This window comes from Streptomyces zhaozhouensis, assembly GCF_900230195.1.
GTDB lineage: Bacteria > Actinomycetota > Actinomycetes > Streptomycetales > Streptomycetaceae > Streptomyces > Streptomyces zhaozhouensis.
In genome coordinates this window covers 256415-281654 of the sequence record NZ_OCNE01000002.1, presented here as the reverse complement: position 1 = coordinate 281654, position 25240 = coordinate 256415, and the positions used below count along the sequence as shown (strand labels likewise).

Annotated in this window: 18 protein-coding genes; 7 read left to right on the top strand and 11 right to left on the bottom strand. The window is 71.9% G+C overall.

What is annotated here, in order from left to right:
• The first annotated feature begins 44 nt into the window (after positions 1 to 44).
• A complete protein-coding gene (polX, locus tag CRP51_RS04425) occupies positions 45 to 1766 on the top strand; it encodes a DNA polymerase/3'-5' exonuclease PolX (protein WP_097229642.1) in 1722 nt (573 codons plus the stop codon).
• Positions 1767 to 1839: 73 nt separating this feature from the next.
• Here the strand turns inward: polX and CRP51_RS04420 are convergent, their stop codons facing one another.
• The 3 genes from CRP51_RS04420 to CRP51_RS04410 all read right to left on the bottom strand — a co-directional run bounded on the left by CRP51_RS04420 (position 1840) and on the right by CRP51_RS04410 (position 5830).
• Positions 1840 to 3114, bottom strand: coding sequence for a phosphoribosyltransferase (locus CRP51_RS04420; protein WP_097229641.1), 1275 nt, complete (start codon positions 3112 to 3114; stop codon positions 1840 to 1842).
• 171 nt (positions 3115 to 3285) lie between these two features.
• Positions 3286 to 4587: a histidine--tRNA ligase gene (hisS, locus tag CRP51_RS04415; protein WP_097229640.1), complete on the bottom strand. Its 1302-nt coding sequence runs from the start codon at positions 4585 to 4587 to the stop codon at positions 3286 to 3288.
• A gap of 349 nt (positions 4588 to 4936) precedes the next feature.
• On the bottom strand, positions 4937 to 5830 hold the full coding sequence (locus CRP51_RS04410; RefSeq protein ID WP_097229639.1) for an alpha/beta fold hydrolase: 894 nt from the start codon (positions 5828 to 5830) through the stop codon (positions 4937 to 4939).
• A gap of 94 nt (positions 5831 to 5924) precedes the next feature.
• Between CRP51_RS04410 and CRP51_RS04405 the strand changes: the two genes are divergently transcribed.
• The gene (locus CRP51_RS04405; protein WP_245880364.1) at positions 5925 to 7607 is read left to right on the top strand and encodes a hypothetical protein; all 1683 of its coding nucleotides are present in this window, start codon (positions 5925 to 5927) and stop codon (positions 7605 to 7607) included.
• A 257-nt stretch (positions 7608 to 7864) separates the two neighbouring features.
• Here the strand turns inward: CRP51_RS04405 and CRP51_RS04400 are convergent, their stop codons facing one another.
• The 7 genes from CRP51_RS04400 to CRP51_RS04370 all read right to left on the bottom strand — a co-directional run bounded on the left by CRP51_RS04400 (position 7865) and on the right by CRP51_RS04370 (position 17400).
• Positions 7865 to 9889: an ATP-binding protein gene (locus CRP51_RS04400; RefSeq protein ID WP_097229638.1), complete on the bottom strand. Its 2025-nt coding sequence runs from the start codon at positions 9887 to 9889 to the stop codon at positions 7865 to 7867.
• 70 nt (positions 9890 to 9959) lie between these two features.
• Positions 9960 to 10790, bottom strand: a complete 831-nt coding sequence (locus CRP51_RS04395; protein WP_097229637.1) for a transferase — start codon at positions 10788 to 10790, stop codon at positions 9960 to 9962.
• Positions 10787 to 12052, bottom strand: a complete 1266-nt coding sequence (locus tag CRP51_RS04390; RefSeq protein WP_097229636.1) for a glycosyltransferase family 4 protein — start codon at positions 12050 to 12052, stop codon at positions 10787 to 10789. The genes CRP51_RS04395 and CRP51_RS04390 overlap by 4 nt, the downstream gene beginning before the upstream one ends.
• A 362-nt stretch (positions 12053 to 12414) precedes the next feature.
• Positions 12415 to 14853: a phosphoketolase family protein gene (locus CRP51_RS04385; RefSeq protein WP_439333116.1), complete on the bottom strand. Its 2439-nt coding sequence runs from the start codon at positions 14851 to 14853 to the stop codon at positions 12415 to 12417.
• On the bottom strand, positions 14850 to 15254 hold the full coding sequence (locus CRP51_RS04380; protein WP_097229635.1) for a ChaB family protein: 405 nt from the start codon (positions 15252 to 15254) through the stop codon (positions 14850 to 14852). The genes CRP51_RS04385 and CRP51_RS04380 overlap by 4 nt, the downstream gene beginning before the upstream one ends.
• A 108-nt stretch (positions 15255 to 15362) precedes the next feature.
• Complete coding sequence (locus CRP51_RS04375) at positions 15363 to 15668, bottom strand: helix-turn-helix domain-containing protein (protein WP_097229634.1); 306 nt, start codon at positions 15666 to 15668, stop codon at positions 15363 to 15365.
• Between the two features lie 595 nt (positions 15669 to 16263).
• A complete protein-coding gene (locus tag CRP51_RS04370) occupies positions 16264 to 17400 on the bottom strand; it encodes a Fic family protein (RefSeq protein ID WP_097229633.1) in 1137 nt (378 codons plus the stop codon).
• Positions 17401 to 17553: 153 nt separating this feature from the next.
• Here CRP51_RS04370 and CRP51_RS04365 point away from each other — a divergent pair, with 153 nt between their 5' ends.
• The 3 genes from CRP51_RS04365 to CRP51_RS04355 all read left to right on the top strand — a co-directional run bounded on the left by CRP51_RS04365 (position 17554) and on the right by CRP51_RS04355 (position 19865).
• A complete protein-coding gene (locus CRP51_RS04365) occupies positions 17554 to 17925 on the top strand; it encodes a hypothetical protein (RefSeq protein WP_141514547.1) in 372 nt (123 codons plus the stop codon).
• A 235-nt stretch (positions 17926 to 18160) separates the two neighbouring features.
• Positions 18161 to 18760, top strand: coding sequence for a hypothetical protein (locus CRP51_RS04360; RefSeq protein ID WP_141514546.1), 600 nt, complete (start codon positions 18161 to 18163; stop codon positions 18758 to 18760).
• The gene (locus CRP51_RS04355; RefSeq protein ID WP_097229630.1) at positions 18753 to 19865 is read left to right on the top strand and encodes a DUF262 domain-containing protein; all 1113 of its coding nucleotides are present in this window, start codon (positions 18753 to 18755) and stop codon (positions 19863 to 19865) included. Before CRP51_RS04360 ends, CRP51_RS04355 begins: the two co-directional genes overlap by 8 nt.
• Before the next feature lie 120 nt (positions 19866 to 19985).
• Here the strand turns inward: CRP51_RS04355 and CRP51_RS04350 are convergent, their stop codons facing one another.
• Positions 19986 to 21422, bottom strand: coding sequence for a glycoside hydrolase family 30 protein (locus CRP51_RS04350; protein WP_097229629.1), 1437 nt, complete (start codon positions 21420 to 21422; stop codon positions 19986 to 19988).
• A 485-nt stretch (positions 21423 to 21907) separates the two neighbouring features.
• Here CRP51_RS04350 and CRP51_RS04345 point away from each other — a divergent pair, with 485 nt between their 5' ends.
• Positions 21908 to 22516 (top strand): TetR family transcriptional regulator, encoded by a 609-nt coding sequence (locus CRP51_RS04345; RefSeq protein ID WP_281259628.1) that lies wholly within the window; start codon positions 21908 to 21910, stop codon positions 22514 to 22516.
• Between the two features lie 289 nt (positions 22517 to 22805).
• A complete protein-coding gene (locus CRP51_RS04340) occupies positions 22806 to 25235 on the top strand; it encodes a PQQ-dependent sugar dehydrogenase (RefSeq protein ID WP_439333115.1) in 2430 nt (809 codons plus the stop codon).
• Positions 25236 to 25240 lie beyond the last annotated feature (5 nt).

The window sequence follows — 25240 nt, the reverse complement described above, 5'->3', positions numbered from 1 at the left end:
CGTTCGCCGTGCCGGTCGGCTCGGGGCTTCCTACACTCGACGGTATGGCCCGTGCCAACGACGAGGTCGAGGCGCTGCTGCGGGAGTACGCCGACCTCCTCGCCATCACCGGCGGAGGCGCGTTCAAGCAACGCGCCTACGAACGCGCGGCCCGCGCCGTCGGGGGGCACACCGGCGACATCGGCGCGCTGGACGCGGACGGCCTGCGGGAGATCCCCGGCGTGGGCGCCTCGATCGCCGACAAGATCGAGGAGTATCTGCGCACCGGCCGGGTCCCGGCCGTCGAGCGGGCCAGGTCGTCGGTCCCGCCGGGCGTGCGGGCGCTGCTCGACGTGCCGACGCTCGGACCGAAGAAGGCGATGACCCTCTACCGCGAGCTGGGCGTCTCCTCCGTGGACGAGCTGGCGGCCGCCGTGCGCGAGGACCGGCTGGCGGGACTCGCCGGCTTCGGCCCGAAGGCGCGGGCGAACCTCGAACGCGGGCTCGCGGTGCTGCGCGCCTCCGGCGGGCGGATCGCGCTGGACGTGGCGCTCGCCGTCGCCGAGGAGACGGTCGCCGCGCTCGGCGCGGCGCCGGGCGTCACGCGCTGCGCCTACGCCGGCTCGGTGCGGCGGATGCGGGAGACCATCGGCGACGTCGACGTGCTGGCCGCCGCCGAGGACCCCGAGCCGGTGATGGCGGCGTTCGTCGAGCTGCCGCTGGTCGCCGAGGTGGTGGCGCGCGGCCGGAAGAAGACCACGGTGCGCACGGTCGACGGCCTCCAGATCGACCTGCGGGTGCTGGGCGAGGAGTCCTGGGGCGCGGGGATGATCTACTTCACCGGTTCCAAGGCCCACAACATCCGGCTGCGCGAGAGCGCCGTCCGGCGCGGGCTGAAACTCTCCGAGTACGGGCTCTTCGACGCCGAGACCGGGCGGCGGCGGGCCGCCGCCGACGAGGAGGAGGTCTACCGGCGGCTGAGGCTGCCGTGGATCCCGCCGACGCTGCGCGAGGACCGGGGCGAGATCGAGGCGGCGGGGCGGGACGCGTTGCCCCGGCTGGTCACCGAGGCGGACCTCAGGGGCGACCTGCACAGCCACACCGACCTGACGGACGGTGTCGCCCCGCTCGCCGAGATGGTCGCCGCCGCCGCGCGGCGCGGCCTGCGCTACTACGCCGTCACCGACCACGCGCCCCAGCTGCGGATGCAGCGCATGACGCTGGAGAAGGCCCGCGCCCAACGCGAGGAGCTGCGTCAACTGGCGGGCCGGCACGGTCGGTTGAAGCTGCTGCACGGCACGGAGCTGAACATCGACCCGGAGGGGAACGTGGACTGGCCGGCCGAGGTGCTCGCCGAGTTCGAGGTGTGTGTGGCCTCCATCCACTCGCACTTCGACCTCGACCGGGACGCCCAGACCCGCCGCCTGCTGCGGGCCTGCGAGAACCCGCACGTGCACATCATCGGCCACCCCACGACGCGGAAGTTCGGGCGCCGCACGGGCGTCGACGTGGACCTGGACGCGGTCTTCGCGGCCTGCGCCCGCACCGGCACGGCGCTGGAGATCAACAGCCACCCGAACCGGCTGGACCTCGACGACGCGCACATCCTGCGCGCGCGGGAGCACGGGGTGCGTTTCTCGATCGACTCCGACGCGCACGCGCCGGCGCACCTGGGGCATGTCCGGTTCGGCGTCGCGCAGGCCCAACGGGGGTGGCTCACGCCGGACGACGTGATCAACACCTGGCCCCTGACCCGCCTCCGCGGGTTCCTGCGCGGAGGGCGTTGACGGGAGCGACCCGTCACGTGCGTGGCGTGGGTGGGTTGTCGGGTGGGCCCGGTCCTCGCGTCCCTTCGGGGGTTCAGGTGCCGCCCGGAGGGCCGAGGTGGGTGAGGAACCAGTCCCTCGCCAGGGCCGTCACCTCGGACAGCGCGCCCGGCTCGGGGAAGAGATGGGTCGCGCCGGGGACCACCTCCAACCGGTGCGGGCAGCTCAGCGACTGCTCGGCCGCGCGGTTCAGCTCCAGGACCCGTTCGTCGTTGCCGCCGACCACCAGCAGCGTCGGGCAGCGGACCTCGGACAGCCGACGGTCGGCCAGGTCGGGGCGTCCGCCCCGGGAGACCACCGCGCCCACGGGCGACGCCGGGTCCGCCGCCGCCCACAGCGCCGCGCCGGCGCCCGTGCTGGCGCCGAAGTAGCCGACGCGCAGCCCGTCGTGGGGCGCGCCGTGGGCCCGCACCCAGTCGGTGGCGTGCGCCAGCCGTTCGGCGAGCAGGCCGATGTCGAAGACGTTGGCGCGGTCGGCCGACTCCTCCTCGGTCAGCAGGTCGAGCAGGAGGGTACCGAGGCCGGCCTGGGCGAGGGCCTCGGCGACGAACACGTTGCGCGGGCTGTGCCGCCCGCTGCCGCTGCCGTGCGCGAAGACCACCACGCCGCTGGCCCCGGCCGGCAGGGTCAGCTCGCCGGGCAGCGTCACCTCGCCGGCGGGGATCTCCACCGCACGCGCCCCGCCGCGCCGCAGCAGCGCGACCACCTCCTCGTCGGTGGTCTGCGCGAAGTCCGCGTAGAACTGGCCGACGGACAGGAAGTCGTCCACCGCCTGCGGGCAGACCAGCTCGTCGGCCGCGTCACCGATCCGCCGCGCCCAGTCGGCCGGCGCCACCGGCACCGCCAGCACCACCCGGGCCGCGCCGCGCTCCCGCGCCGCGTGGCACGCCGCGCGGGCGGTCGCGCCGGTCGCGAGCCCGTCGTCGACGACCACGACGGTGCGGTCCGCGACGGAGATCCGGGGGCGGTCGCCCCGGTAGGCGTGGGCGCGCCGGTCGAGTTCGCGGCGTTCGGCGGCCTCGACCTCGTCGAGCGTCCGCTCGTCGATGTGGGCGCCGCCCACCACCTGCTCGTTGACGACCCGGGGCCCGTCCTCGGCGACGGCGCCCATCGCCAGTTCCGGCTGGGCCGGCAGGCCGAGCTTGCGCACCACGGCCACGTCCAGCGGGGCGCCCAGCGCGGTGGCGACCTCGGCGGCGACCGGCACGCCGCCCCTGGGCAGCCCCAGCACCACGACGTTCCGCCCGCGCAGTGCCGCCAGCTCGCCGGCCAGCCGTCGGCCCGCCTCCCGCCGGTCAGCGAAACGCATCCCTCCACCTCCTCGGTCGCGGGGAGTCCCGTTCCCCCATCGAACCGCGTGACCACCTCCGGCGCCCGTCAAACGCCGTCAGCCGGGGGAGACCGCGCCCGAGGCGCCGGCCAGGAAACGACGAACTCCCCGCGTTCGGCGGGGAGTTCGTCCGGTCTCGACGCGCGGGGCCTACGGCGCGGGGGAGGCCAGCACGGCCGTGACCCGGTCGGCCAGCTCGGCCACCGGCACCTCGTGCTGCTCACGGGTGGCGAGGTTCTTGACCAGCACCGCCTCCCTGCGCCACTCGTCCTCGGCGACCACCACGGCGACCCGCGCCCCCAGGTGGTCGGCCGCCGACAGCTCCTTGCTGAGCTTCCGCGGCTCCAGCGGCGTGGTGGTGCGCACCCCGGCCCGGCGCAGCACGCCGGCCATCCGCCGGGCCTCGGCGGTCAGCGACTCGCCCAGCGGGATCACCACCGCGTCGGCCTGCGGCCTCGGGGCGGGCAGCAGCCCGTGGGTCTCCAGGAAGTCCTGGAGCGTCACGTCGCCCACCGCGAACCCGATGCCGGGCACCTGCTGCCGGGTGAAGAGCCCCGCCAGGTCGGCGTACCGGCCGCCGCCGAAGAGCGCCCTGCGGTTCTCCGGGTGCAGGTCGAAGACCTCGAAGACGGTGCCCGTGTAGTACTGGAGGCCGCGCACGATGAACGGGTCGAACGTGACCAGCTCGCGCGCCTCGCTGTTGAGCAGCCGCACCACGTGGGAACGCTCGGCCACCTCGGCGGGCACCGCGCGCAGCACCTCGTCGCCGCTGCCCAGCGTCTCCGCCAGCAGGTCGAACTGGGCCGACGTCAGCGACAGCTTCTCCGCGTCCTCGGCCAGCTTCTCGCGGGGGTACTTCTCCCAGCGGTCGACCAGCGAGGACACCTCGGCCAGCCGGTCGCCCGGCACCTTGACGATGTCCCGCAGGATGCTCTCCAGCAGCACCCGGTCGCCGACGCGCAGCGCCCACATGTCCCGGGTGGCGCCGAGGGCACCCATCATGTCGTGGATCAGCTCGAACAGCTCGATCTCGCTGTTGACGCTGTCGGAGCCGAAGATGTCCACGTTGATCTGCCAGTGCTCGCGCAGCCGGCCGCGCTGGGGGCGCTCGTAGCGGTGGCAGATGACATGGCTGTACCAGCGGACGGGGAGTTGGAGGCTGCCGAGGTTGCGCGCGATCATCCGGGCGGCCGAGGGCGTCATCTCCGGGCGCAGCGCCAGCCGCCGACCGCCGCGGTCGGTCAACGCGTACAACTGCTGGTTGGCGATCTCCTCGCCCGACTTCGCCTCGTAGATCTCGGCCGGCTCCAGAATGGGGCCGTCGTAGCGCCCGAATCCGTAACTCTCGATAACCTCGAAGAGCGGATGGAAGAACTGCTGCCTGACGGACATCTGCTGCGGCAGAAGATCTCTGGTACCGCGATAGGGGGTGGTCGGGAGCAGGTCCGTCACCGCACGATCCTTCCAGGGTGAGTTGAGAAGTCTCACGCTAGCAGACCGGACGGGCGCCCACGAAGTCGCTTCCGGCCGCCCCCTCCCCGGCCCCGCAAGGCCGGGGAGGGGGCCGGTCGGCCGTCTCGGACACCGGACCCCCGGGCGGCGGCCGGCCCCGGGAAACGGCCCGGGAAACCCGCACGGGAATGCCGTGCCGGAAAGCCGTTGCGGAGCGGTTTCGGAACGCCCGCGGAAACGCCCGCGGAAACGCGTGCGGAAACAGGTGCGGCGATGTGCGCGGAAACGCCTGTGGTGCGTCCGGTGAATGAATTCCGGAATTCCCTTCGGCCGCGGAACAAGACTGAGCTCAGTGCGTCTCGGTGAGGATTTCGTTCTCCCGTAGAAAGGAAGTCACGGCGGCGGCGAGTTCGGCCGGCGCGTCGTCGTGCACCCAGTGGCCGGCGCCGGGGAAGTCGACGCGGGTGGTGTCCGGGCGTGCCGCGACCATCGCGTCAGCCAGCGCGGACGGCAGCAGCGAGGAGGCGGTGCCGTGCAGCAGCAGCGCCGGGCAGTCCGAGCCCCGCCAGTCGGCGGTCCAGTCGCCGACCCCGCCGGCCTGTACCTCGGTCATCACGTCCCAGTCGAAGAGCAGCCGCCAGCCGTCCCCCTCGGGGTCCGGCTCCGCGCTGCGCAGGAAGTACCCGGCGTCCGGCACCCCGCGCCGTTCGATCGCCGCGCCCAGCTCGGCCCTGCTCGCGGCCCGGCGCGGCCAGCCCGCCACGTCCAGCGCGGGGTGCGGCACCTCGGGGCGCCGCATCAGGTGGCCCACGTCCTCCACCACCAGCGCCTTGACCAACTCGGGGTGACGCGCCGCGAGTTGATAGGCGGTGATGCCGCCGAGCGAGTGGCCGTAGAGCACCACGGGCCCCACCCCGAGCGCCCGCACCAGGGCGGCGGCGTCCGCCACGAAGGCGTCGCGGCCGTAGCCGTCGGCGACGGGTTCGCTGTGGCCGTGCCCCCGCTGGTCGGGAGCGACCAGCCGCACCCGGCCGGCGAGGTCGGCCGCCAGCCGGGTGAACTCGGCGCCGCGGCCGAACGTGCCGTGCAGCGCGACCAGCACCGGCGCCCGCGCCGGCCCACCGGAGTCCACGACCGGCACCCGCCGGCCCCCCACGTCGATCGTCCCCGTCGTCCCCGTCGTCCCCGTCGTCCCCGTCGTCCCCGGCGTTCCCGTCGTCTTCTTCGTCTCCGTCGTCCCCATGCGCTCACGGTAGTCCCCGGCGGTCCGCGCCTCGGCGGGGCCCCGATTGGCTAACCTTGCCTCCGCCTCGCAGCCGTCCCATCGGAGCCCCGCCGTGTCCTTCCTCCGCGCCGCGTCGCGCCGCCGTGCGCCCGCGCGGCAACAGGCGGGCCCGGTCGAGGTGTTGGGCGTGGTGCGCAACCTGACGTCGGCGACCAGGCTGCTGGACGTGCTGCCGCTGCTGCGCGCCGAGGACGGGATCACCGTCTCGTTCACCGTCAATCCGGGCTCGACGTTCGACGGCGGGCTGGCCGAGTATCTGACGCGGCAACGCGGCACGGTGCTGCCGTGGCGGGAGGCGACCCGCCGTCGCTTCGACCTCGTCGTGGCGTGCGCCGTCAACCGTTCGATGCGGCGGCTGAGTCGGCCGCTCGTCGTGCTGCCGCACGGCGCCGGCTACAACCGGCTGACGCACCGTTCCACCGGAGACGCCACCTCGTCCGCCGGACTCTCGCCGCGCGAACTGCTGCACCGGGAGCGGGTGGTGCCCGACGTGATCGGGCTCTCCCACGAGGAGCAGTTGACCCGGCTGGCCGTCAGCTGCCCGGCGGCCCTGCCCCACGCGCGCGTCGTCGGGGACCCCTGCTTCGACCGGATGCGCGCCAACCTGGACTGGCGCGACCACTTCCGCGAGCCGTTCGGCGCGACCGGCGGGCGGCGGCTGGTGGTCATCAACTCCACCTGGGGCCCTCACTCGTTGATCCGCCGCCACCCCGACCTGCCGCTGCGGCTGACACACGCGCTGCCGGTCGACGAGTACGTGGTGGCGCTGGTGCTGCACCCCAACGTCTGGTCCGACGACACGCCGTTCGGCGTGGACCGCAGGTTCCGTGCGGCGCGGGACGCCGGGCTGCGGCTGGTCAGCCCGGAACGCGGCTGGCAGGCCGCGCTGATCGCCGCCGACCTGGTGGTCGGCGACACCGGCTCGGTCAGCTTCTACGGCGCCGGACTCGGCCGGTCCACGCTGCTGGCCGCCAGCGGCGAGGAGGAGTTGGACCCGCGCTCGCCGATGCACGCGTTCGGCGCGGCCGCGCCCAGGCTCGACCCCGAGGGCGATCTGCTCGCCCAGCTGAGGGATGCCGAACGGGCCGAGGGAGCCAAGGAGTTGCTGCCGGTGACGGAGCGGGCGTTGGGACTGACCGACCGTTCGGCGCCGGCGCTGCAACGCCTCTTCTACGAGCTGCTGGGTGCCCGCGTCGTCCCGCCGGCCGACGATCCGCGCCCCGCCCGCTACCCGGACCCGACGCCGGACGGCGGGCCGGGACCGACGGCCTTCGACGTGGTGGGCCGGCTGGTCGGCGACGACGTGGTGGAGGTGGCCCGCCACCCGCTCGACCCGGCGCGCGTGGGGGCGCGCGGCTTTCTGGCCGTGCTGGCGGAGGAGGGCACGCGCTCCCCGGCGGCGCAGACCGCGGAGGTGGCGGCGCGCCGCCAGCCGCACGGCGAGCTGCCACCGGAACGTTGGCTGCGGGAACGGTTCGCCGCGCAGCCGTGGCTCTCGGTCGCGGTGGCGGCGCTGGGGCCGGGACGGCATCTGTTCCGGCTGCGGGACGGCACGTTGGCCGAGGCGCGGGCCGTCGGCGGCTGGGCCGCGCCCGACCCGGTGCTCGACCCGCTGCTGCTGGGCGCGGCGCTCCAGGTGGCGCTGGAGGCGGGGCGCCCGCCGGCACGCTGGGTCGAGGGGCTGACGCTGCGCACCGGCGACGCGGAGACGCGGCTCGCGTTCCGCGGTCTTTAGCCGTGGCCCGGGTGGCGGTCTGAGGGGCGCGGGGAACGGCGCGGTGCATTTGTGGCGGGGGTTGGTCGACGACGGTGCTGGCTGGTCCGGGTGGGTGGTCGGACTCACCCCGGTGGTGGGTTGCTCGCGCAGTTCCCCGCGCCCCTTCCGGGCCGGTGGGCGGTCTGAGGGGCGCGGGGAACGGCGCGGTGCATTTGTGGCGGGGTGCGGACGACAGCGAAAGTGGCACCGACGCGGCGGGTGGTCGCCCCCGTTACTCAGCCCGGCGGCACGCCGGCCCTGCGGCTCGCCTCGGCCAGCCGCGCCGCGACCCGCGCGGCGGCCTCCGGCCCCCGCGCCAGCTCCGCGAGCGTCAGCAGCGCCGCCCGCGCCTTGGACCACAGGCCGAGGCGTTCGGCGAGGCCGGCCGCCGCCTCCAGCGCGGCGGCGGCCTCCGTCGCCCGCCCCGCCGCGCGCAGCGCCTCGCCCCGCACGATGCCGATCCGCGCGTGCAGCGCGGCGTTCCGTTCGCCGGGCACCCGGGCCAGCGCCTCGTCCAGCTCGGCGAGCGCGGCTTCCGGCCGGGCCAGGTCCAGCAGCGCGCCGGCCAACTGGTAGCCCTGCACGGCCATGCCGCGCTCGTCGCCCGCGTTGGCGTCCTTCGCGGCCCGGAAGTGCGCCGCCGCCTCGGCCGGGCGCCCGACCGCGCGGGCCAGCACACCCCTGGTCTCGTGCAGCACGCCGCGCAACTGCCGCTGCGGAACCGCCGTGAGCAGCGCCTCCGCCGGCTCCAGGGTCTCCTCGGCCGCCGCGTACTCGCGCAACTCGACGCGGGCGCGCGCCAGTTGATTGATCATCCGCAGCTCGGCGTCCGGCCGTCCGGCCCAGCGGGCCGCCACCACGCCGAGCCGGTGGGACTCGATCCAGTCCCCGTACGGCTTGCGGCTGTGGTAGTACGCCCACAGCGCCTGGCACATCAGCCACACCCGCTCGTGGCGCCCGTCCTCGGCCGCCGCACGCAACAGCGCCAGCACGCCGGCGTGTTCGCGTTCCATCCAGGCCAACGCCGCGCCCGACGTGGACAGTTCGGGGAGGACGGCCACCTCCGGGCGTGGCTCCTCGCCGGTCAGCCGGAGCCGTTCGCCGAGCACCGCGCGGTCGACCAGTTCGCAGACGGCCAAGGCGAAGGCGGAGCCCGCCTCCCGCACCGCCGCCCGCTCACCCGCGTCCGGCAGCGTCGCCGCGTGCGCCCGCACCTCGTCGTGGAACGCGTAGTGTCCCGGCGCCCGTTGGCTGACCAGCCGCGCGGCCTCCAGCGCCGCCAGACCCGCCGCCGCGTCCTCGCCACCGAGGCTCAGGGCCAGCTCGCGCGGGAACGTCGGCCCCGGCAACGCGCCCAGCAGCCGGTAGAGCCGGCGCGTCGCGGGCGGAAAGCTCGCGTGGACCCGGTCGAACGCGTCCCGCATCGTGGTCCGCCCTCCCTCGCGGGTCAGCTCGGCCACCACCCGTTCCACGCCGGCGCCGGAGCCGTCCAACAGCCGTTCCCCCACCGCCCGCAGCGTCAGCGGGCGGCCCTCGCACACCCGCAGCAGCCCGCCGAGCGCCGCTTCGCCGACCTCGCTCTCGTCCAGCCAGGAACGCACCAACTCCCGGCAGGCCGCCGCGTCAAGACCGCCCACCGGTACCGGGCGCGCGCCGTCCATCCGCAGCGTCCCCAGCGGGCGGCGGCTGGTGACCAGCACCATCCCGTGGCGCGGCAGCAGGGCGCGGACCTCGGAGGCGTGCTCCGCGTTCTCCAGCACCAGCAGCAGCCCGTGGCGGCCCGCCGTGGCGGAACGGTAGACGGCGGCGCGCCCGGCCGGGTCGGCCGGCACGAAGTCGGCGCCGACGCCCAGCCGCCGGGCCAGGCCGGCGGCCACCGAGCCCAGGTCCACGGCGCCGCCCCGGCGGGCGTCGGCGAGGTCGACGTGCAGCTGCCCGTCGGGGAACCTCTCGACCCGCCGGGCCGCCCACTCGTAGCTCAGCGCCGACTTGCCCATCCCGCCGTCTCCCGAGAGCACCAGCAGCGTCGGGCCGCCGGCGCCCTCCCGGCCCCGCGCCAAGGCGGCATCGAACGCGGCGTCCAGCGCGGCGAGTTCGGCGGTCCGGTTGACGAAGCCGTGGGCGGGCCCCGGCACGTCCCGGGGGACGGGTGGCCGTTCGCGGTGCACCACGGTGAGCTGCTCGACGACCCCGGCCTGGATGTGCGGCCCGAACACCGTCCCGCTGCTCTGGTTGTGGACCCGCCCGTCCCCGCCGCTCATCGCCGCGCCCTCCCCTTCGTCGATGCCGTCCGCCGGACGCCCGGCGGGAGCCTTCCCGTCCCACAGGGTGTCAGTCGCCGGGCGACACCTGGATCGACAGGTCGTTGTCGATCGTGAAGTACGGCCAGAACACGGACGAACCCAGCGTCGCCTCCGGGTAGACGAAGACGGCCTTGCGGTCCGCGACATCGTCCAGCAGCCGCGCCGCCCGCACCGGGCGGGCGTCGGCGGCCGGCCGGACGAAGACGTTCCACACCGCCGTGGCGCCCGCCTCGGTCGGCAGCGCCCGGTAGTCGGCGGTGAACGTGAACGTGCCGTCCTCGCCCGGCTCCAGCGCCGCCTCCCGCTCCGGGCCCTCCTTGCCCCGGCGCCGCAGCACGGCGGCGGCCCCCGGCCCGAACTCGGCGCCCAGCAGCCGCCCGCGCACCGTCACCCCCTCCGGCGTCGGCCGCACCTCGTCCACCTCGGCGTGCCCGGCGCGCTGCCAGGCACGTACCGCGAGAAAGCCGTCCTTGGTGCGGTAGGGCAGCCGCACCCGCAGCACGCCGTCCGACAGCAGCGGCGCGACGGGCGCCGTCGGCGCCAGCGCGCGCAGGTCACGCAGCCCGGGAAGCAGCCGCAGCCGGGGCCGTTCGGCGTCGGCCAGCACATAGGCGTCCCAACGGCCCTCGCGCAGCCGGGGGTTGGGACCGATCTCGGCCCGCCAGCGGCCGGGCGTCTCCTCGACCTCGACCAGCTCGACGGCGTGCCCCGTGGTCTCCTCCTCGCCCTTCTTCGGCCGCAGCCGCAGCAGCAGTTGGGGCGCGGTGGCCTCGGGCAGTTCCAGCTCGAAACGGAGCCGGCCCTCGCCGTCGACCCGGCAGTCGACGCGCGGCGCTTCCTCGACGGTGGCCTGGCTCAACGGTTGCTCCTTCGAACGGTGCGCATGGTGGAGACCGCGGCGGCGAACGCGGCGTCCCTGACCAGATGGCCGCGGTTGACCAGTCGCGCGCCGACCCTGGCGCCCAGGGAGGCACGTCGCCGGCCGCTCGCCTTGACCTCGTGCAGCTCGGTGAAGAGCCGCTCCGCCTGCTCGATGATCGGAACCGGGTCGTAGCGCCGCGAGTTGACCAGTGCGCCCTGGCTCATCGAGGCCCGCAGCTGGTCGTTCTGGACCAGGTCGAGCAGCGCCTCGCCGAGCGCGTGCTGGTCACCCACCGGTACCAACCGGCCGTCCTTCCCCGGGGTGATGATCTCCGCCGGCCCGTGCGGGCAGTCGGTGCTCACCACGGGCAGCCCGCAGCGCATCGCCTCCACCAGCGTCATCCCGAACGGCTCGAAGCTGGAGGTGGAGGCGCCGATCGAACCCTTCACCCACTCGGCCTCCATGGCGGGCGCGGCCCCCATCAGGAAGACGTTGTTGTACAGGCCGAGTTCGTTGATCAGGGCGCGCAGCCGGTCGCGCTCCTCGCCCTTGCCGTAGATCCGCAGCTGCCAGTCGGGCCGCTCGGCGGCGACCCGGGCGAACGAGCGGATCAGCAGGTCGTAGCGCTTCACCCGGACCAGCCGCCCGGCGGCGACCACGATCTTCGCGTTCGGGTCGGCGGGCGGCAGCGCCGGCGGCGGCACGCTGTTCGGCAGCGCCTCGACCCGCACGCCTGGCAGCCGCATCTTCCGCTGGTAGGTGGCGGCGTCGGCGTGGGTGACGGTCGTCAGGGCGTCCAGCCGCGGATAGACGCGGCGCATCTCGTTGCGCAGGCCCGGCGGGTGGTTGTCGAGCGTCAGATGCTCCTGGCCGACCAGCACGGCCTCGCGCGGCCCCTGGAGCGCGAGATGCACGTTGAGCCCCGGGCGGGTGCCGATCACCACGTCCGCTTCGAGCGTGGCGAGGCAGTGGGCGATCCGCTCGTCCGTCAGGGCGCTGTACTGGCTGTAGCGGTACTCGGCGGCCGGGAAGACCCGGGCGGGTCTGAGGTGCCGTGGATCGTCCCGTTCGGTACGCAGGTCGACCAGCGGGCGCAGGCGCACCCGGGGGTCGAGCGAGAAGTTGGGCTCCTCGCGGTGGCGGAGGATGGAGATGATCTCCACCTCGTGGCGCGGGACAAGGGCCTCGGCCAGGTTGAACGTCGTCCTGATCGTGCCCCCGATCCCGTACGCGTTGTGCAGCAGGAACGAGATCCTCATACCGGGTTCGACCTCCTGAGAAGCCTCGTGGGTTGCCGGTGACGGAGTGACGCTCGTCACGTGCCGCGTGCCCGCGTGCGGCGAACGGTTCACCGGGACGTTTTCGCGAACTCATCAACGAGCGCCCCGCCCCGAAGATGCGCCCCCGCCGGGGGCTTAACCGGAACGACGCCCGTCTGACCCGGGGCACCGTTGTCGTCTTTCCCTCGCCGTGGACGCACCGCGCGGTTCCCCGTGCCCCCGGGCCGCCCACCGGCGGTGAAGGGGCGCGGGGAACCGCGCGAGCAACCGTCCACGGACTGACACCCGACAACCCACCGTGCGGTCCGGGCACCGCTGTCGTCCGCCAGCCGCCCGCAGGGCTACAGCGCTCCCCAGCGCCAGTCCGCGACCTCCGGCAGGTCCGTCCCGTGCTCCGTGACCCAGCGCCCGTGCCGGAAACGGGCCTCCGCCATCCGCTGCCGCAGCCGCGCCGCCCGCACCGCGAGGCCGGGAACGCGGTCGATGACGTCCATCACCAGCCGGTACCGGTCCAGGTCGTTGCGGACCACCATGTCGAACGGCGTGGTCGTCGAGCCCTCCTCCAGATAACCGCGCACATGCAGCTGAGGGTGGTTGTCCCGGTGGAAGGTCAACCGGTGGATCAGCCACGGATAGCCGTGGTACGCGAAGATCACCGGCCGGTCGCGGGTGAAGAGCGCGTGGTAGTCCCGGTCCGACATGCCGTGCGGATGGTCCTCCGGCGCCATCAGCCGCGCGATGTCCACCACGTTGACGACCCGCACCGCCAGCTCCGGCAGATGCCGCCGCAGCAGGTCGGCCGCCGCCAGCACCTCCTGCGTCGGCACGTCGCCCGCGCACCCCAGCACCACGTCGGGCTCCCCGCCGCCCGCGCCCCCGCCGCCGGCGGAGCCCTCCGTTCCGGCCCACTCCCAGATCCCGGCGCCCGCCGCGCAGTGCGCCCGCGCCGCCTCCAGGTCCAGCCAGTCGTAGCAGGGTTGCTTGCCGGCGACCACCACGTTCACGTAGTCCCGGCTGCGCAGCACGTGGTCGGCCACGGCCAGCAGCGTGTTGGTGTCCGGCGGCAGATAGACCCGTACCACCTCGGGCGCCTTGTTGAGCACCTGGTCGACGAAGCCGGGGTCCTGGTGGGAGAAACCGTTGTGGTCCTGCCGCCAGACGTGGGAGGTCAGCAGGTAGTTCAGCGATGCCACCGGCCGCCGCCAGGGCAGCCGGCGCGCGGTGCGCAACCACTTGACGTGCTGGTTGGCCATCGAGCCGACGATGTGCGCGAACGCCTCGTAGCTGGAGAACATCCCGTGCCGGCCGGTCAGCAGATAGCCCTCCAACCAGCCCTGGCAGAGGTGTTCCGAGAGCACCTCCATCACCCGGCCCTCGTGGGACAGGTGCTCGTCCACCGGCAGGATCGCCGTCTGCCAGGTCTTCTCCGTCGCGCGGTAGACGTCCTGGAGCCGGTTGGACGCCGTCTCGTCCGGGCCGACCAGCCGGAAGTCGCGGCGTTCCGCGGTCGCCGCCATGACCCGGGCGAGCAGGCCGCCCAGCACCTTCGTCGGTTCATGGCTGCCCGCGCCGGGCGACGCGACCTCGACCGCGCACTCCTCCAGCGCGGGCAGCGGCAGCGCGCGCAGCAGCAGTCCACCGTTGGCGTGCGGATTGGCGCCCAGCCTGCGCTCCCCGGTGGGAAGCCCCGACAGCACGGCCGCCGTCGGCCCGCCCTCCTCGTCGAACAACTCCTCGGGACGGTAGGAACGCAGCCACTTCTCCAGCTCCGCCAGGTGCGCCGGGTTGCCCCTCGGGTCGGCCAACGGGATCTGGTGCGCCCGCCAGGTGCCCTCCACGGGCAACCCGTCCACCTCGGCCGGCCCGGTGAACCCCTTCGGCGTGCGCAGCACGATCAGCGGCCAACGGGGCCGTGCCCGCACGCCCTGATGGCGCGCCGCCCACCACACGTCGGCGATCCGGTCCAGCGCGGTGTCCAGCGCAGCCGCCAACTCCCGGTGCACGACGGCCGGTTCGTCGCCCGCCACATAGAGCGGGTCGTGCCCGACGCCGCGCAGGAACTGGTCGAGCTCCGGCTCGGGGATCCGGGCCAGCACCGTCGGGTTCGCGATCTTGTAGCCGTTGAGATGCAGAATCGGCAGCACCGCGCCGTCGTGCACCGGGTCGAGGAACTTGTTGGCGTGCCAGGACGCGGCCAGCGGCCCCGTCTCCGCCTCGCCGTCCCCGATCACGCAGGCCACCAGCAGGTTCGGGTTGTCGCAGGCGGCGCCGTACGCGTGGGCCAGCGAGTAGCCCAGCTCGCCGCCCTCGTGGATGGAACCCGGCGTCTCCGGCGCCACATGGCTCGGCACCCCGCCGGGGAAGGAGAACTGCTTGAACAGCCGCGCCATACCCGCCGCGTCCCTGGTCACGTCCGGGTAGGTCTCGGTGTAGCTGCCGTCCAGCCAGGAGTTGGCCAACGGCGCCGGCCCGCCGTGCCCCGGGCCCCAGACCGCGAGGGCGTCCAGGTCCCGTTCGACGATCGCCCGGTCGAGATGCGCGTGCACCAGGTTCAGCCCGGGGGTGGTGCCCCAGTGGCCGAGCAGCCGGGGCTTGATGTGCTCGGGCCGCAGCGGCTCCCGCAGCAGCGGGTTGGCCAGCAGATAGATCTGGCCGACGGAGAGGTAGTTCGCGGCCCGCCACCGCGCGTCCAGCGCGGCGAACGTCTCCTCGTCCGGCAGCGCCACCGGGGCGTGCCCCCCGGCGGGCGCCTCCCGCCGGGCGGCCTCGCCGGTGGTCAACGGGACCTGGCCTGGCGGGTCGCGCGCCGGTTCGCCGCCTTGACGGCGTCCAGCAGCTCGCGACGGTCCATCCGGGAGCGCCCGGGAACGTCCAGCCGCTTGGCCATCTCGTACAGGTGCGCCTTGGTGTCCTTCTCGTCCACGCCCTGCCCGCTGCGCCCGCCGACCTGACGGGGCCTGGCGGACCGCGGGTCGGACGGCGCCTTCCGGCCGCGCTCCTTGCGCTCCCAGTGGTCGCCGACCTTCTCGTGCGTGTGCTTGAGCGCCCCGTAAGCGACCCGCTGGGCGCGCTGGCCCCTGCCGTACTCCTTGATCGCGTTGTCGTGCGCCTTCACCCAGGTGCGCTGCGCGCTGTCCGGGGAGCGCTCCAGCGTCGAGGGCATGTCCTTCCGTCCCGGCATGGCCGATCACCTCCTGGTACGGGCCCGGTCCTCGTGAGGACCTGGCACGGGCCGGCGCCGGGTACCCGCGACGGGCGGAACGAAACGGGTCCGCCGCCGCGGGCGGCGTCAGGTGGCGTGCGGGGTGAGCGTGATGCGCGAACCGTTCGCGTCCAGGGAGACGTTCAACACGCCGTCCAGCGCTCTCACCAGCCGGTGCAGCGGTTGCAGCGTGGGCAGGGACCCCCCTCCCTCGATGCGGGCCACCTGCGGCGGCGTCATCTCGGCGCGCTCGGCCAGGTCGGCCCGGGACAGGCCGAGCTCGATCCGGCGGTCGTGGATCAGCCGACCGAGCTCGGTGGCGAGGAGGGCGTCCAGTTGCTGCTGGTCGTACTGGGCCGGGTCGGCCGCTGGCGGCCCCTGGCTCTGGCTCATTCCGTCTCCCCTGTCGGCCGTCCGAGGCACCCGATTCCCGGGAACCACGGAGAGACGATGCCTCCGCCCGCATCCCTTCCTCCAGCCTGCCCGGCGAGATTCATCCGTTCGGACTGCGGACGGCACACGGGCGGTGACGGCGGCGGGGCGCCTTTCTGCGCCAGGGCAGGCAGCGCGGGGCTACCGTCGTGCCCACGGGGCCGCGCCTTCGCGGCCCTGACAGCCCGGGGAGGGAGCCTCTTGTGTACACGGACGCCGCCGGCGCCGTTGAGCGAGCGGACGGTGAACAGGCCGCGATCTCCCAGGTGGACGCCTCGCTGCCGCTCGGTTTCCTCGGAACGGAGGACGCGCCGAGGCAAGGGACTTCTCTGCGTACCTTGACCGAGGCCGCGCACTTGCTCGCGCCGCTGCGCTGGCACGCGGCGGTGGAGTTGGGAGTGGAGGACGAACTGGGCTTCGACGAAGACTCCCTGCTCAGCACCCTGTGCACCGGCGTGTTCCGTCGGCGTCAGGTGAGTGATGGTTCGTCGTGCCCGGACGGCGAGTGCGATGCAGGCGTCCCCTCGTCGTCGGCGCCAGCGGCCTTGCGGCCGACTCACCGCCGGTACGGGTACACGAACGGCTCGGTGGATCGCCGTACCGATTCCTGGACGGCGCGGGTCCTCGGTCCCGCTGTGTAGAACCGCCCCCGTGCCTCGCCGTGTTGTTCCAGCCAGTCCGTACGGACCAGTTCACGTATGTCGCGCGTGGACTGTTGCAGACTGAGTTCCGCGTCGGACTGGTAGACGGGGCGTCGAACGCGGCTGCCGAGAAAGGCCGGCAGCAACGCGACCGCCACTCGTTCGTCCAGCCCCGCCTTCTGCGCTTCCTCGGTCAGCGCCTGCCACGCCCGGGTGTAGAGGTCCAGGCGCCGTTTTGCCTGCTGTGCCTGAACGTGGTGCCCGGTGAGACAGAACTTGATCCATGCGGAGGTGTCCGCCCGCGGACTCCACTCAGGGCCACCCGTCTGCCGCAATACCTCGTAGTACCCATAGGTGTTCTGACCGTGCCCGAGCCATTCCTCGATAGACGAGAACTCGGCTGGCATCAGCTCCTCGCGGGAGAAGACAAGCGTGGACAGGGCGCGCGACATGCGCCCGTTTCCGTCCGCCCACGGATGGATCTTGACCAGGTTCAGATGAGCCATGGAAGCCCGCACATGCACGGGCAGATCCAGGTCCCCCTCGTTGAGCCAGGCGATCAACTCGTCCATCAGTTGCGGCACCTGTTCACTCGCCGGTGCGGTGTAGATGGGGACGAGTTCGTCTTCGGGGCTGGAGACGTAGACCGAACTTCTCCGCAGTCGTCCGGGACGCTTCTGGGCATGGTGCTCCTGGACCATGTAGTGCAGGCCATTGATGAGGCCGAGGTCGTAGCGGAACTCCGCGTCCGCGTCGGACAGGGCGAGGATGTACGTCATCGCCCTCTGGTAACCGTCCAGCTCCCTGCGGGTGGCGTCGCTGGTCTCCAGGGGTTCCTCTCCCGCCATCAGATCCTCGACGTCGTCGACTGTCGCCGCGTAGCCCTCGATGGTGTTGGACCCCGCGATGGCGCGGGCGGTGAGATTCCGACGCAACTGCTTGGACCACCTGCGCGGCGTGCGCAGCAGATGGCGTAGTTCATGGCGCATCTCCGCGATGTCGTCCAGGGCTCGCCGGTCGGCGTCGTCGAGAGCGGGGGGACGGTAGAGCACGGTTCGATGACACCATGATTGTGTCATCGAGGCAATATGGCGTCCCTCACCCCGTGTCGCCCCTGCCTTCCGCGACGCCGCCAGCTGGCGCCGGTTGCGGTATCGCGGAGCTCTTACAGTTGCTGTGCGGAGTCCATCGAGTGAGGCGGCGGCGTGCCCCGACGAACCAGCGGAAGGGCGGTCCGCCGCCCCGTCGGCATCTTTGTCGCGGACGTACGGGTGCTCCGCCTCTACCCGGACGGCACGGTCCTCGACGTGCTGGTCAAACCGGCCCCCGGGCCCGGTCAGGCCGCCGCTATCGCGCGGTGGCTGCGCCCGGACAACCCCATGCGCGGCGTCCACCGCGGCACGTACAGCCTGCGCGGCAAGCGACTGTCGTTCACGACGCGCGGCCATCTCCACGACGGACCCGTCACGGTCAACGGCATGTGGCGCGGCGACGAGCTGCTGCTCGACATCACCGACGGTGGGCGGACGGTGAAAGCGCGCCGCTTCCGGCGCATCGACAGCGGGTCGCTTCGCTGAGACGGATCCTGCCTCTCTCCAAAGCTGCCCACCTGCGGTGTTGCGGAGAGGGAGGGGGTAGCCGAGTAGATCAGACCCGCGAAGTGATGAGACCGGCTAGGATCTTTGCGCGATTGGCAGGGGGTACGGCGATCGCGCGGCCGAGGCGATGGTTGCCGATTCATTAATCTCGATCAGGACTGCGCAGGTGCTGGGTCATGGCATGTGCATGTTTCAGACTCGCCGAGGGGGCGCAATGGATCATGTTTCGGGGTTACCTGAATTTTGGAAGGAATTCAGTTCTCTGGGGCAGGAAGTCGACTACTTTGTGACTGCCCGACTGTTCGACGGAACGCCCGCGGTCTGGCCTCAAGAGCTCAGCTATGTCAAATGGCGGCATCTGGTCGCGACCGAGCTCGGTGTGGACCCGATGGCCGTTCAGCTGGTGGGAAGTGCTCGCCTAGGATACTCAATGAACCCTAGGAAGGGCTTTCGCAAGTTTAATTCCCGCTCTGACCTGGACATCGCGATAATCTCGCCAGAGTTATTTGACAAGGCGTGGCGTGAGCTTCGGGTCATCATCGAGGACGAGGTCTTCTCTGGGCAGAAGAGCTATCTTCGCAAGCTGGTGTTCGAGGAGTGCATCGCCCTTGACGTCGTGTTGCCGCGGCTTTCCTTTGGTGAGCAGTGGTCACGCTCCAGAGATCTGTTCGTGCAAGATCTCGGTGGGGCTTTCAGGGGGCGCGAAGTGAACTACCGGCTCTACCGCAACCACGGGGCTCTGAGGAACTACCAGGTCAAGAGTGTGAACATCGCGCGTGATCGCGCGATCGAGGAGGGCGTACACCATGGCTGATCACGGTCTGAAGTTCGAGATCGAGTCGAAGACGGTGGCGGAGTTCCGGTCGTTGGACAAGTCTGGAGAGCTGATTCTTCAGCCGGAGTACCAGCGTCAGGCCGTTTGGCCTGAACGAGCCAAGGTGTCCCTGATGGAGACCATCCTTCTGGGGTACCCGATTCCGGAGATCTACCTCTCGTATGAGACGTCTCCGGAAGGAGAGCAGACTGCTTCCGTTGTCGACGGTCAACAGCGCCTCACCTCCCTTCTGGGGTTCTTGAACAACAAGTTCCCGTTGGACGGGCTGGAGGACGAACAGCTGCGCGAGAAGTTCGAGGGCAAGTTTTTCAAGGAGCTTCCCGACGATGTGCGCCAAGAGTTCTTTCAGTATCGTTTCCCGATTCGACGCCTGTCCAACCTGGCGGACGAGTTCGTCCGAGCAGTCTTCGCTCGCGTCAACAGGGTCAACATGGTGCTGACCGAACAGGAGCTCAGGAACGCTCTGCTGCCGGGGCCGTTCAATGATTTCCTCAAGGACTGCTCGGCCCACGAGATCAGTTCGCTGTCCGGTGTTTTCAGCGGGGAGCGCCGCAAGCGGGGAGGTGACCTGGAGTTCTATGCGGAGGTCTTCGGCACCTGCATCTTCGGGCTGTCCAACAAGAAGGCCGAACTCAATGAAAGATACGACAAGATCTCTTCGGACTTTGAGGACTACCGGGATCGTGCCGCGGAGTTTCTCAAACTCCTGACGTATCTCGGTGACACTGTCAAGTGGGTGGGCAGAACGCGATGGTCCAACATCGTCGACATGTTCACGCTACTGCACTCCTCATGGGGGCTGCGCGAAGATCTTTACGGTGCTGGCCAGGGTCGGGCAACACAGGTCCGTGAGCTTCTCGATCTCTTCCAACGTGCGGTCTCGGTGAGGAAACGGAAAGGGGAGAACGGTGAGGCCGCGGGTCTCCTGGAGTCTCTTGCGGCCATGACCGGCATAACGGTCACAGAGGCCGAGAGCGTCGTGGATGACTATACGTCCGGAATTCGGAATTCGTCTGATCTCGGGTCACGTCGCGTTCGTTCTCAACAGCTGACGTTTCTTCTCTCCAAGAAGCTCGCCAGCTGACGCCTGGAACGCCCGATGGCTTGCCCCCACCCCAGGCGGGGGGTGGGGGCGCCGGTCGCGTCGGACCGTTCGGGTCTCGGTCAGATCCTCCCTGCGTAGGTCAGGTCGCCCGGGTGCCGGTCAGAGCGTCCAGGTGTAGGTCGCCACCGCCCCCGCCGGGAGGGCGTCCGTGAGGGAGGCGCCGTCGTCCGTCAGGGAGAAGTCGCGGGCGGTGCCGCTCGTGTTGACGACATAGGCGACGCGGGTGCCGTCGGGGTTCTCGAAGACCACGTTCTGGAGGCCGCCGGGTCCCTCGCTCGTGGAGTCGAGGCGGCGGGCGCCGGGGTCGAGGAACTTGGTGAGGTGGCCGAGGACGTAGAACTCGGCGTTGCGGGTGACCTGGTCGCCGGCGATCTCGACGACGCCGTTGCAGCGGGTGTCGCAGTGGCCCTGATGAGGGCCGCCCCGGGCGTCGAGGGCGAGGTTCCAGGTGATGACGGTCTCGCCGCCGTGGCGCATGTTGCGGACCACCAGGTTCTCGGCCTGCCAGCGCAGCGTGTCCGCGAAGGTGGCGGACGGGTCGTCGCTGTCGGTGCCCGAGCACTCGGTGAAGAAGACGCGCTCGCCGGCCGCCACCAGCTCGCCCTGGGCCTCGGGCTGCCCGCCGTAGCAGTGGAACGCGGCGCCGGCGACCCGGTCGAGGTCGGAGGTCGCGCCCAGCACCTCCAGCGGGTAGCCGGGCTCGTCCCAGTTGTGGTCGTAGGCGAAGACACGGGTCGGCAGCCCCGCCTCGGTGAGCGCGCCGTCCAGCACCCGGAGGAAGTCGGCCTGTTCGGAGGCGCTCATGGAGGTGGACGGGTAACTGGTGGCGAAGAGCGGTTCGTTCTGCGCGGTCAGGTCGCTCAGCTCGATGCCGGCGTCGCCGTAGGCGCGCACCGCCTCGACCAGGTAGTCGGCGTAGTCCTCGTAGTGCTCGGGGAGCAGCGTGCCGCCGTTGAGGGAGCCGCCCGACTTCATCCAGGCCGGCGGGGACCAGGGGCTGCCCATCAGGCGGATCTCCGGATTGCGGGCCAGCGCGTCGTTCAGCACCGGGATGATCAGCTCACGGTCGCGGTCGATCGAGAACTGCCCTGGGGTGTCCTCGTAGGTGTAGAAGTCGCCCGCGTTGAAGTCGGTGCTGCCCAACGGCTGGCGCAGATAGCTCAGCCCGATGCCGTCGCCGTCCCGGGAGAAGAGCGCGTCCAGCAGCGCCTCGCGCTCGCCGTCCGGCAGCGACTGGACCAGGCCGGCCGCGGCCTCGGTCACCGAGGCGCCGGCACCGCTGAACTCCTGGTGACGCTGGCGGCCGTCGACCCAGATGTCGGTGGCGGCCGGCTGGTCGTCGAAGGCGAGTTCGCCGCGGTCGGCGAGCCGGTGCTGTCCGTCCGGCGTGGTCAGCCACGCCCGGGCCGTGCTCGGCGCGGCCTGCGCCGAGGTGCCGGCGACCACGCCGAGGCCGCCGGCCAGCAACGCGCCCGCGGTCAGCCCCAGCAGGCCGACGCGCAGTGGTGAACGGTGTCGTGCGAGGGCGGTTCTCATGTGCGGCTCCCTGAGGTGGACCCGGAGGTGGGGGTGGGGGATCGTGGCGGGGCGTCGGCCCGATGCCTGAGGCCCCGTTGTCGAGGCCCCGTGCCTGAGGGCCGATGCCGGGTGGCAGGGCGGTGGACAGCTGGCAGCTGACCGGTCGGTGGACCAGCCGTCCCCGTGGTAGCGACCACTGGCAGCGACCACAGCGTCCAACCACCGCGACTGACCACTGACCACCGGTACCGACCACCGGTACCGACCATCGGCACCAACCACCGGTACCGACCACCGGTACCAACCACCAACCACCGCAACTGACCACTGGCACCGACCAGTCGGCGCCCCGTCAGCAGAGAGGTAAGCAGACTGACTGACCAGTTGGTAGGTCCGCAACAGGATCCGGTGGTTCCGGAACCTGGGTGCGCCGCCCGGCCGGTCGTAGACTGCGGACGCCCGACCCGGGGCCCGGAGCGAGAACCCCAAGGCAGGAGCCGGTCATGTCCTCAAGCGCGCCCGCCCGCGCCCAGGGTGCCCAACGGCGGGACGACATTTTGCGCATCGCCATGGAGACCTTCGCGACACGCGGCTACCACAACGCCTCGCTGGCCGAGATAGCCGAACGCTCCGGCCTCACCCAGGCCGGCGTGCTGCACCACTTCCGCACCAAGGCCGGCCTGCTGACCGGGGTGTTGGAGCTCCGCGACAAGTCGGACATCGAGGCGCTGGGCGACGGCCGTCCCCGGGGTCTTGGGATGCTGCGACACCTGGTCGACACCGCGCGGCTGAACGCCGAGCGCGCCGGGATCGTGCGGCTCTACACCGTGCTCTCGGCGGAGAGCGTGACGGAGGGCCACCCGGCGCAGGAGTACTTCCGCGGCCGCTACACGGGGCTGCGCGCCATCGTGGTCGCCGCGCTGCGGGAGGCGGTGGACGCGGGGGCGGTCGCGCCGACCCTGCCGGTGGAGAGTGTGGCCAACGGGATCATCGCGGTGATGGACGGGCTCCAGGTCCAGTGGCTGCTGGACCCGGGGGCCGTGGACATGGTGGAGACCACGGAACGGGTGATCACCGCGCTGATCGGGGTGCGGCTGCCACCCGAGGGGTGAATTCCCCCGCGCGCGGGGGAGATACGGGGTGTACGCGCTCATAGCGGGGGCGCGCGCCTCGCCCTGCCCGCTTACTTTGTCCGGCACGTGGATGAAGTTGTGCCAGCTTGTTTCAAAGGGGTTTCCAGTTAGGGAGAAAGTCGTTACCGTCCCTGTGGTGTACCGGTCAACTACGAACAGCGCGGTCGTCCCCCTCACCTGACGGCCGCACCGTTCACCTGGCGCGACGGCGCGCGCCTGTGCGACAGCCTCACCCCCCACCCCCGTGCGCTCTAACGGAGGAACGCTCGTGCACAGGAGACTCAAAGCCGTACTCGCGACCGTGGCGGGCATGACGCTCGCCTCGGCGGGTGTGGTGATCAGCCAGCAGACGGCGACGGCGGCCGAGCCGCCGCCGCTCGAGGAGTTCCAACAGGTCGAACTCGCCAAGGGCGAGGCCGAGATGGGCGAGCCGATGACGCTCGCCGTACTGCCCGACACGTCCGTCCTCCACACCTCCAGGGACGGCACGCTGCGGCTCACCGACGCCAACGGACTGACCCGGGTGGCGGGCGAGATCCCGGTCTACAGCCATGACGAGGAGGGTCTCCAGGGCGTCGGGGTCGACCCCGACTTCGAGCAGAACCGCCACATCTACCTCTACTACGCGCCGCCGATGGAGACCCCCGCCGGCGACGCCCCGTCCGACGGCACCGCCGAGGACTTCGCCCCCTACGACGGCGTGAACCGGCTCTCCCGCTTCACGCTGAACGAGGACGGCACCCTCGACAACGGCAGCGAGGTCGAGATCCTGGACGTGGCGGCCAGCCGCGGCCAGTGCTGCCACGTCGGCGGCGACATCGACTTCGACGCCGAGGGCAACCTCTACCTGACCACCGGCGACGACACCAACCCGTTCGCCTCCGACGGGTTCAGCCCGATCGACGAGCGCGCCGACCGCAACCCGGCGTTCGACGCGCAGCGTTCCGCCGCCAACACCAACGACCTGCGCGGCAAGCTGCTGCGCATCCACGTCGAGGACGACGGCAGCTACACCATCCCCGAGGGCAACCTCTTCCAGGAGGGCACCGAGGGGGCGCGGCCCGAGATCTACGCGATGGGCTTCCGCAACCCGTTCCGGATGAGCGTCGACCAGGCCACGGGCGACGTCTACGTCGGCGACTACGGTCCCGACTCCGGCACCGCGGACCCCGAGCGCGGCCCGTCCGGGCAGGTGGAGTTCAACCGGGTGACCGAGCCCGGCAACTTCGGCTGGCCGTACTGCGTCGGCGACAACGAGGCGTACATCGACTACGACTTCGAGACCGGCACCTCCGGGGAGTCCTTCGACTGCGCCGCCCCGGTCAACGACTCGCCGCACAACACGGGCCTGACCGAGCTGCCGCCCGCGCAGCCCGCCTGGATCCCCTACGACGGCGACTCCGTCCCCGAGTTCGGCGACGGCTCCGAGTCCCCGATGGCGGGGCCGGTCTACCGTTACGACGCCGACCTGGACTCCGAGCGCAAGTTCCCGGAGTCGCTGGACGGCACCTTCTTCGCCGCCGAGTTCGGCCGCCAGTGGATCAAGGCCGTGGAGCAGGACGCGGACGGCAACGTCTCCGGCATCCACGACTTCCTCTGGGAAGGCACCCAGGTCATGGACACCGCCTTCGGCCCCGACGGCGCGCTCTACGTCCTGGACTACGGCACCGGCTACTTCGCCGGCGACGAGAACAGCGCCCTCTACCGCATCGACTACACCGCGGGCGTCAGCGCGCCGGTGGCGAGGGCCAGCTCCGACGTCACCTCCGGTCAGACCCCGCTGGAGGTCGCGTTCAGCTCCGAGGGCTCGACCGACCCGGACGGTTCCGAGCTGACCTACGCGTGGGACTTCGGTGACGGCGGCACCTCCGAGGAGGCCAACCCGACCCACACCTTCGAGGAGGCGGGCACCTACAGCGTGGTGCTGACGGTGACCAACGCCGCGGGCGCCACCGGCAACGCGTCCGTGCAGGTCGTGGCCGGCAACACCGAACCCGAGGTCAACCTGCTGCTGCCGGGCGACGGCGCGCTGGTCGACTTCGGCGACGCGGTGCCGTTCGAGGTGGAGGTCACCGACGCCGAGGACGCGGAGATCAACTGCGAGGACGTGACCGTCACGTTCATCCTCGGCCACGACTCGCACGGCCACCCGCAGACCTCGGCCAACGGCTGCTCCGGCACCCTCCAGACCCTCGCGGACGGCGAGCACGACCCGAACGCCAACATCTTCGGGGTCTGGAACGCCGAGTACACCGACGCCGGTTCCGGCGACGCCCCGCCGCTGACCGGCAGCGACGAGGTCGTCACCCAGACCAGGCAGCGCCAGGCCGAGCACTTCGGCGAGGCCGAGGGCCCGACCGCGGTGAGCGTCGAGGCCGCCCACGGCGGGCGCGCGGTCGAGGTCACCGACGGCGGCTGGATCTCGTTCGAGCCGTACCTGCTGGACAACGCGACGGAGTTCACCGCCCGCGTCGCCTCCGACGGCGGCAGCGGCACCGTCGAGGTGCGCGCCGGAGCCCCCGACGGCGCGCTGCTGGGCAGCGTCGAGGTCGGCGACACCGGAGGCGCGGAGACGTTCGAGGACGTCACGACGGAGCTGGCCGACCAGCCGGCCGAGTCCACCACGCTCCACCTGGTTTTCACGGGTGGCACGTTCAACCTGGACGACTTCACCTTCAGTACCGGAAGTGAGGAGTGAGAGCG

Bases quoted from the DNA above. Each gene is read 5' to 3' on its own strand.
- CRP51_RS04400 (WP_097229638.1), bottom strand. From the start codon at position 9,889: ATGAGCGGCGGGGACGGGCGGGTCCACAACCAGAGCAGCGGGACGGTG.
- CRP51_RS04360 (WP_141514546.1), top strand. From the start codon at position 18,161: ATGGATCATGTTTCGGGGTTACCTGAATTTTGGAAGGAATTCAGTTCT.
- CRP51_RS04350 (WP_097229629.1), bottom strand. From the start codon at position 21,422: ATGAGAACCGCCCTCGCACGACACCGTTCACCACTGCGCGTCGGCCTG.
- CRP51_RS04390 (WP_097229636.1), bottom strand. From the start codon at position 12,052: ATGAGGATCTCGTTCCTGCTGCACAACGCGTACGGGATCGGGGGCACG.
- CRP51_RS04345 (WP_281259628.1), top strand. From the start codon at position 21,908: ATGTCCTCAAGCGCGCCCGCCCGCGCCCAGGGTGCCCAACGGCGGGAC.
- CRP51_RS04380 (WP_097229635.1), bottom strand. From the start codon at position 15,254: ATGCCGGGACGGAAGGACATGCCCTCGACGCTGGAGCGCTCCCCGGAC.
- polX (WP_097229642.1), top strand. From the start codon at position 45: ATGGCCCGTGCCAACGACGAGGTCGAGGCGCTGCTGCGGGAGTACGCC.
- CRP51_RS04355 (WP_097229630.1), top strand. From the start codon at position 18,753: ATGGCTGATCACGGTCTGAAGTTCGAGATCGAGTCGAAGACGGTGGCG.
- CRP51_RS04410 (WP_097229639.1), bottom strand. From the start codon at position 5,830: ATGGGGACGACGGAGACGAAGAAGACGACGGGAACGCCGGGGACGACG.
- CRP51_RS04420 (WP_097229641.1), bottom strand. From the start codon at position 3,114: ATGCGTTTCGCTGACCGGCGGGAGGCGGGCCGACGGCTGGCCGGCGAG.
- CRP51_RS04375 (WP_097229634.1), bottom strand. From the start codon at position 15,668: ATGAGCCAGAGCCAGGGGCCGCCAGCGGCCGACCCGGCCCAGTACGAC.